Source organism: Mesorhizobium sp. P3_A10, assembly GCF_056403175.1.
In genome coordinates this window covers 748,776-756,620 of record NZ_JBFUFZ010000003.1, presented here as the reverse complement: position 1 = coordinate 756,620, position 7,845 = coordinate 748,776, and the positions used below count along the sequence as shown (strand labels likewise).

Genomic DNA, 7,845 nt, shown 5'->3' with positions numbered 1-7,845 from the left:
CGGCTGGGTGCCTTACAAGGTGCTGACCGAGGCGCTGGTCGAAGGCATGCGCATCGTCGGCGAGGATTTTCGAGACGGCATCCTGTTCGTTCCCGAAGTGCTTTTGTCCGCCAACGCGATGAAGGCCGGCATGTTCATCCTGCGGCCGCTGCTCGCCGCCACCGGCGCACCCAAGCAGGGCAAGATGGTGATCGGCACCGTCAAGGGCGACATCCACGACATCGGCAAGAACCTCGTCGGCATGATGATGGAGGGCGCCGGCTTCGACGTCATCGACCTCGGCATCAACAATGCGGTCGAGAAGTATCTCGACGCCATCGAACAGCATCAGCCCGACATCATCGGCATGTCGGCGCTGCTGACCACCACCATGCCCTACATGAAGGTCGTCATCGACACGATGAAGGAAAAGGGCATTCGCGACGACTATGTCGTGCTGGTTGGCGGCGCGCCGCTCAACGAGGAATTCGGCAAGGCCGTCGGCGCCGATGCCTATTGCCGCGATGCGGCCGTGGCGGTCGAAACCGCCAAGGACTTCATGAAGCGCAAGCACAATGTGCGGGTTTGAGCATAGCAGTTCGATCCAACGCCGTCATGCGCGAGGATGGCAAGAAGGCCGGAATCGCTTGGCTCGGAGGGGGCTGAGGTCTGTATGCGTATCGAGTCGATCAAAGTCTATCAGGTGCTTCTGCCTGTCAAAGGCGGTGCCTACAGCATGGCCAGCGATACCGTGCAGGATCTGGACAGCACGCTCGTTGAAGTGACCACCGAGGACGGACTGTCTGGTTGGGGTGAGACTTGCCCGGTCGGCCCTGTCTATCAGCCCCAACATGCTCTGGGTGCGAGGGCGGCAATTGCAGAAATGGCGCCCGGCCTCGTCGGCGAGGACACCACATCCATGCGCCGCCTCGCGAAAAGAATGGACGAGCGGCTGAATGGTCACAACTATGCCAAGGCGGCCTTGGACATAGCTCTCTTCGACCTCGCTGGGCAGCGGCTGGGCGTTCCGGTTTCAACCCTTCTGGGCGGAGCGCTCACCGATCGTGTGCCCTCATACTACTCGACCATTGTCGGAGCACCGGACGAGACGGCGCGTATTGCCGTCGACAAGGTCAAGGCCGGCTACCCTCGGCTTCAGATCAAGATAGGCGGACGGGATCTCGAACGGGACGTCGCCACCGTGCACAAGGTATGGGAAGCGGTTGGCTTCAAGGCCCGGATAGCGGTCGACGCCAATCGCGGCCTCACCACCGTGGCGGCGCTGCACATCGACCGGCTTTGCCAGGCAATCCCGTTCGTGTTTGAACAGCCCTGCAACACCATGGAGGAAGTCGCGAGCCTCAAGGGACGCGTTACCCATCCGGTCTATCTCGATGAGAATACCGAGGATTTGAATGCTGTCCTGCGGGCAGTGTCTTCAGGTATCGCGGACGGATTCGGATTGAAGGTCACCCGGCTTGGCGGCCTCACCAAGATGGCAACGGTCCGTGACCTGTGTGCGATACGATCGCTTCCGCACAGCTGCGACGATACCTGGGGAGGGGACGTCATCGCCGCGGCATGCGTGCACCTCGCCGCGACCGTCGAGCCGAGACGTTTTGAGGGTGCCTGGATCGCGCAGGAGTACATTGAAGGGCATACCGATCCCGTAAATCCCATCGTCATCGAAAACGGGCATATACGCGTCCCGCAGATGCCAGGGCTCGGTGTCAAGCCCGAGCGCTCCCAACTCAAAGCGCCTGTCGCGGCTTTCGGCGGCTGAGGATCCTGTGATGTTCGCGGCGATTGTACCTGGCCAGTATCGTCGGCGATTGCCAACCTCCAGAACGTTTGGCAGGGCATCTGAGGCTGGCTCTCCGGGGCTTCATGAGCCGCAAAAAAGTCGATATGCAAGCTGCGTGGTGTCGACCTTGCCATTTTTGCTGCTGAACGCCCGGAGATCCTCGATGAGACCGATAGTGCTGGCCGCTGTCTTTTCCCTTGCCGTGCCCGCCGTCGCCCTGGCGGGCCCGGCGTCCAACGTCGTGAAATTCTTCTATGTGCCCGAAGTGAAATTCGAGGCCGATGCCAAGTATCGCGACCGCTTCACCGAACCGGTGACGAAACTCTTCGATCTCAACGACCAGGCGCAGATGAACAAGCCTGACGAGGTCGCCTGCATCGATTTCGATCCAGGCCTCGACGCACAGGACTTCGACCAGAAGACCGTGGCGAAGACGCTGAAGCTCGCCGAGGCCGTCAGCGGCGATACCGCCGAAGTCACCGCAACGTTCAGCCTTTTCGCGGAAGGCGACGATTCCAAGCGCGAAATGCTGTGGTCTCTGAAGAAAGTCGACGGCAAGTGGAAGGTCGCCGACATCACCTCGAAGACCAGCAACTGGACGCTGAGCGCGCTGGAATGCATGCCCGACAAGGCACCGGAGTGACGTCATGCTTCGTTGCCGTCTTCTGGTCCTTGCGACTGTGTGCCTGCCGATGGTGAGCGCCGCCGCTGCTCAGGGCCTGCTTGGGGCACCCCCGGCCAACGCGCCAGGCGGTGCGTCGGAACCAGCAACGCCACCGCTCGCAGCCCCTCCAGCCGACAGTGCGCCAGTGCCGATCCAGCCGGGATCGCCGACGGCGGTGGTCAGGCCATTTTACGATCAGGTCGGGCTGGAGATCGATCCGGCACAGCGCAGCCACTTCGTCGACCCGGCGAAGACCGTGCTCGACAAGAGCGACGCGCTGCGCAAATCGGGGCAGGGCGAGTGCCTCGACCCCAACATGGCGCTCGACAATGCGGACTACGACAAGGCCGCGATCGACAAGAGCCTGAGGACGATTGAAGCGGTCAATGGCGACCAGGCCAAGGTAATCGTCGCCTTCGTTGTGTCAGGCAATCCGCATCGGCTGGAATGGAAGTTCAAGAAGGTCGACGGCGACTGGAAGATATCAGACCTTTTGTCGGTGACCGGCGAATGGGCGCTCAGCCAATATCAGTGCGAATAGGGAACCCATGAAGATCACCAACATCCGCGTCACCCATGTCAATGTCCCGCTCGACGCGCCGTTCTGGTGGACGGCCGGCCTCTATGGCGGCGCCTCGAAGTCGATCATCGAGGTCGAGACCGACGAAGGCGTGGTTGGCCTCGGCGAGGCGCCGTGGTGGCACTTCGGCGAGGTGATCAAGGCCGAGATCGCGCCGGCGCTGATTGGTGCCGATCCGCTCGACATCGCCGATTGCGAGGCACGCTGCGTGCCGCCCTGGCAGATCACCGCCAACACTGGCGAGAATGCCGCCTCCGTGGCGTTCGGTTCCGTCGAACTGGCGCTGTGGGACATCAGGGGCAAGGTCTTCGGCATGCCGCTCTACAAGCTGCTTGGCGGCGCGGTACGCAAGGACATTCCGTTCTCGGAATATTTCGCCTTTCGCCCCGAGCAGGACGGGGCCGGCGGCCAGATGACGCCGGAAGCCATCGTCGACTATTGCCTCAAGATGCGCGAGGAGCATGGCTCGACGATCTTCGAGGGCAAGCTGATCATGGGCGATCCCCAGCTCGAAATCAGGGCCGTGCGCATGCTGCGTGAGGCGCTGGGCGAAAAGGCGCAGATCAAGCTCGATTCCAACATGCAATGGTCGCTGACCACGGCGCGCTGGGTGCTGCGTGAAATCGAGCCGTTCAACATCCGCAACTATGAGGATCCGGTCGCCACCTTCGAGGAGATGGCCGCACTTCGCCAGCACTCGCGCATTCCGTTTTCGACGCACACTCCCGATCTCAGGCGGGCCGTTGCGCTGGGTGCGCCGGACTATTTCGTCTGCAATTTCGCCGCCCTCGGCGGCCTGTCCAAAACCCTGAAATTCATCGCCGCCTGCGAGGCGATGGGCAAGGGGTTCTGGTGCTACTCGAACGATCTCGGCATCATGACGTCAGCCTATCTGCATGTCGTGGCGGCGACGCAGTGGATTACCGAGGCATCGCAGTCGCTGTTTGCTTGGCAGATCGGCGACGTCATCAAGGATGGTCCGTTCCGGCAGGCCAACAACACGGTGCGCGTGCCGGACGGCCACGGGCTGGGCGTCGAACTCGACCCCGCGGCGATGAAACGCTGGGCCGCGCATTTCGCCGAGCACGGCCCGATGCACCATTTCAGCGATCCGAACCACCCCGGCCGCTACAAGCGGCTGCCGCTCAACTGATGCAACGCGCCGGGCAGGATATGACCGAGCGATGAGACGAGGTGTTCTGCTCGCGGCGGCCCTGGCGGGAGTTTGCGTCGCCGCTTGCGCTGTCATCTGGGAGGCTGGAAGCCATGCGGTCGCCCGCGGCCCTCGGCAAAGTCTCGTATTGCCTGCCGGGTTGCCCGTGGAGCGCGTTGTCCTCAAGCAGGAGGACGCGCCCAACCTTGCCGGCTGGGTGGCCTATCGAAAGGGCAGTTGCGGCACGATAGTGCTGTTGCACGGGCGCGGCTCCAACAAGGCCGCCATGGTGCCAAGAGCGAAACTGCTTTTTGAAACAGGCTATTCCGTTGTACTGTTCGATCTGTCGGGACATGGCGAGAGCGACGGCGATGTCCGTGGCTTCGGCTATGCCGAACGACGGGACGCCAGCCGTATCCTGACCTTCGCGCGGCAACGCTTCGCCGGCTCCAAGATCGCGGCTGTCGGCTCGTCACTCGGTGCGGCGGCCTTTGTGTTTGCCGCGCAGCAGGAGCGTGCCGACACCTATGTGCTGGAGCAGCTTTACGCGACCTTGCGCGAAACCACGGCGTTGCGGGCGCCGTTGCCGATATTGCGCGAGGCGCAGGCGGCCGTTTTGCTGGCGCAGATGCCGCTGCGCCTTGGCTTTGGTGGGGACAATGTCAGGCCGGTCGACCGCATCGGCGCGATTGATCGGCCGATATTGCTGCTGGACGGCAGTGCGGATCCCTTTGTCGATCGCGGCCAGACCCTGGCGTTGAAGGATGCTGCCGGCGCTGACGCTGAACTGGTCTGGTTCGATGGCGCGCGGCATGTCGATCTCTATCGCTACAACGAGCAGCTTTACCGCGACACGGTGGTGCCTTTCCTGGCGAAAAACCTGTGTCTGACCGAGGCTAAATGAGCCGCACCGCCCAATCAGCCGCGCCCGCGATAAGGCGCGACACCGGTGTCGGGCAGCCAGGCGCCTTCCGGCGGCGCGCCGGTCTGCCAGAACACGTCGATCGGAATGCCGCCGCGCGGATACCAATAGCCGCCTATGCGCAACCACAAGGGCTTGGTAGCTGCCACTATGCGGCGGCCGATCATGACGGTGCATTCTTCATGGAAGGCGCCATGGTTGCGGAATGAGGTCATGAACAGCTTGAGCGACTTCGATTCCACCAGCAGCGTATCGGGTGCGTAGTCGATGACGATATGGGCGAAATCCGGCTGGCCGGTGACCGGGCACAGCGAGGTGAATTCCGGGCAGACGAAGCGCACGATGGCCGGCGGGCCATCGCCACGCGAAAACGGCACGGTCTCCAGGACCGCTGTTTCTGGGCTCTGTGGCGGCTCGACATGGGCGCCGAGCTGGGTGAGGGTTTTGGTATCAATCATCGGCGGGGTTCCTTGGATTTTGCCGCTCATTAGCATCGGACCGAAAAGTGCGCAGCGGTTTTCGGAAAAATCCGATGCGTGAAATAGAAGCGGGAGCAGGACGCTGCTTCCGCACAATTTGAAACGACAGGAAGACGATGGCCAGCAACGATCCGCTTCTCCAGCCCTATCAGCTCAAACATCTGACGCTGAAGAACCGGGTGATGTCGACCAGCCACGAGCCGGCCTATTCCGAGGACGGCATGCCGAAAGAGCGCTACCGACTTTATCACACCGAAAAGGCCAAAGGTGGCATGGCGCTGACCATGACCGCCGGTTCGGCCATCGTCTCGCGCGACAGCCCGGCGGCCTTCGGCAATCTGCATGTCTATGATGACCGCATCGTGCCGTGGCTCGCCGAGCTGGCGGATGCCTGCCACGAGCATGATTGCAAGGTGATGATCCAGATCACCCATCTCGGCCGCCGCACCGGCTGGAACAAAGCCGACTGGCTGCCGGTGCTGTCGGCGTCGCCGGTGCGCGAACCGGCGCATCGCGCCTTCCCGAAGACCATCGAAGACTGGGACATCGAACGCATCGTCGCCGACTACGCTTCGGCTGCCCAGCGCTGCCAGGCGGCCGGCCTCGACGGCATTGAGTTCGAGGCCTACGGCCATCTGATGGACGGCTTCTGGTCGCCGGCCACCAACCAGCGCGACGATGATTTCGGTGGCTCGCTCGACAACCGGCTGCGTTTCACCAACATGGTGCTCGATGCGGTACGGGCGGCGGTCGGCGACAAATTCGTCGTCGGCATCCGCATGGTCGCCGACGAGGATTTTGAGAAGGGCCTGTCGAAAGAGGAAGGCGTAGGCATCGCCAAGCGTCTGGCCGGCTCCGGCAAGGTCGATTTCCTCAACATCATTCGCGGCTCGATCGAGACTGATGCAGCGCTGACCAGGGTTATCCCGGTGACCGGCATGCGCTCCTCGCCGCATCTCGATTTTGCCGGCGAGGTGAGGGCGGCGACGAAGTTCCCGACCTTCCATGCGGCGCGCATTTCCGACGTCGCCACCGCACGCCATGCCATCGCCACCGGCAAGCTTGACATGGTCGGCATGACCCGCGCCCATATCGCCGATCCGCATATCATCAAAAAGGTGATGGAGGGCCGCGAGCACGAGATCCGCCCCTGTGTCGGCGCCACCTATTGCCTCGACCGCATCTATGAGGGCGGCGAGGCGCTGTGCATCCACAATGCTGCGACCGGGCGCGAGGCCGAGATTCCGCACATCATCGCCAAGACCCAAGGACCAAAACGCAAGGTGATCGTTGTCGGTGCCGGTGCCGGCGGGCTGGAGGCGGCGCGTGTCGCGGCAGAGCGCGGGCATCAGGTCACGGTGCTGGAAGCGTCGAGCCAGGCCGGTGGCCAGGTTCGACTGGCGACGCAGAACCCGCGCCGCAAGGAGCTGATCGGCATCATCGACTGGCGGCTGGCGGAGCTCGAGCGGCTCGGCGTCGAGATCCGCTATGACACCTGGGCCGAGAAGGACGAAGTGCTGGCGCTGTCGCCCGACGTGGTGGTGGTTGCCACCGGCGGCTTGCCGCAGAACCCGCCGCTGGCGGCGGGCGACAATCTCGTCACGTCGAGTTGGGACATCATGGCCGGCAGCGTCAAGCCGGCCGAGAACGTGCTGCTCTATGACGACAATGGCGGCCATCAGGGCATGGGCGCGGCCGAACTGATCGCCAACAGCGGCGCCAAGCTGGAACTGGTTTCGCCCGAGCGTTTCTTTGCGCCGGAAATGGGCGGCATGAACCATGTGCCCTATATGCGCGCGTTCCAGGAAAAGGGCGTCACCGTCACCATCAACACGCGGCTGCGTTCGGTGCGGCGCGAGGGCAACCAGCTGGTGGCGGAGCTGGCCTCCGACTTCGCCGATGGCTGGCGCGGCGAGCGGCGGGTCGACCAGGTGGTGGTCGAGCACGGCACGCTGCCGCTCGACGATCTTTATCTGACGCTGAAGCCGCTGTCGAAGAACGCCGGCGCCGTGGACTACGAGCGGCTGGTCAATGGCGGCGACATTTTTCCGGCGCGCAATGCGGAAGGCGGTTTTGTGCTTTTCCGCATCGGCGACGCGGTCGCCTCGCGCAACATCCACGCCGCGATCTATGACGGCATCAGGTTCGGTCTCAGGATCTGAGCGTCCGCTCGCGGGCAACGCCCCGCTTGGACTGGACTTGTCCGGTCATATTGGTAACTTTCCGCGATCCGGCTGATCCAGGCGGGAAGAGCAGACACAATT

8 protein-coding genes are annotated in these 7,845 nt (G+C 63.1%); 7 read left to right on the top strand and 1 reads right to left on the bottom strand.

Translation table 11 applies throughout. From position 1 onward, the window contains the following. The 6 genes from AC1DXU_RS16710 to AC1DXU_RS16685 all read left to right on the top strand — a co-directional run. Positions 1-568 (top strand): corrinoid protein (locus tag AC1DXU_RS16710; RefSeq protein ID WP_477370331.1); only part of this gene is annotated, 568 nt, incomplete at its 5' end. An 84-nt stretch (positions 569-652) separates the two neighbouring features. Beyond that, complete coding sequence (locus tag AC1DXU_RS16705; RefSeq protein ID WP_477370328.1) at positions 653-1,762, top strand: mandelate racemase/muconate lactonizing enzyme family protein; 1,110 nt, start codon at positions 653-655, stop codon at positions 1,760-1,762. A gap of 184 nt (positions 1,763-1,946) precedes the next feature. Further along, the gene (locus AC1DXU_RS16700; protein ID WP_477370325.1) at positions 1,947-2,426 is read left to right on the top strand and encodes a DUF3828 domain-containing protein; all 480 of its coding nucleotides are present in this window, start codon (positions 1,947-1,949) and stop codon (positions 2,424-2,426) included. Between the two features lie 4 nt (positions 2,427-2,430). Then, on the top strand, positions 2,431-2,988 hold the full coding sequence (locus tag AC1DXU_RS16695; protein WP_477370322.1) for a hypothetical protein: 558 nt from the start codon (positions 2,431-2,433) through the stop codon (positions 2,986-2,988). A 7-nt stretch (positions 2,989-2,995) separates the two neighbouring features. Then, on the top strand, positions 2,996-4,180 hold the full coding sequence (locus tag AC1DXU_RS16690; RefSeq protein ID WP_477370319.1) for a mandelate racemase/muconate lactonizing enzyme family protein: 1,185 nt from the start codon (positions 2,996-2,998) through the stop codon (positions 4,178-4,180). A 166-nt stretch (positions 4,181-4,346) separates the two neighbouring features. After that, the gene (locus AC1DXU_RS16685) at positions 4,347-5,084 is read left to right on the top strand and encodes an alpha/beta hydrolase (RefSeq protein WP_477370316.1); all 738 of its coding nucleotides are present in this window, start codon (positions 4,347-4,349) and stop codon (positions 5,082-5,084) included. Positions 5,085-5,098: 14 nt separating this feature from the next. Here the strand turns inward: AC1DXU_RS16685 and queF are convergent, their stop codons facing one another. After that, positions 5,099-5,560 (bottom strand): preQ(1) synthase, encoded by a 462-nt coding sequence (gene queF, locus AC1DXU_RS16680; protein ID WP_477370313.1) that lies wholly within the window; start codon positions 5,558-5,560, stop codon positions 5,099-5,101. Between the two features lie 137 nt (positions 5,561-5,697). Here queF and AC1DXU_RS16675 point away from each other — a divergent pair, with 137 nt between their 5' ends. Continuing rightward, positions 5,698-7,743 (top strand): oxidoreductase, encoded by a 2,046-nt coding sequence (locus tag AC1DXU_RS16675; protein WP_477370310.1) that lies wholly within the window; start codon positions 5,698-5,700, stop codon positions 7,741-7,743. Positions 7,744-7,845 lie beyond the last annotated feature (102 nt).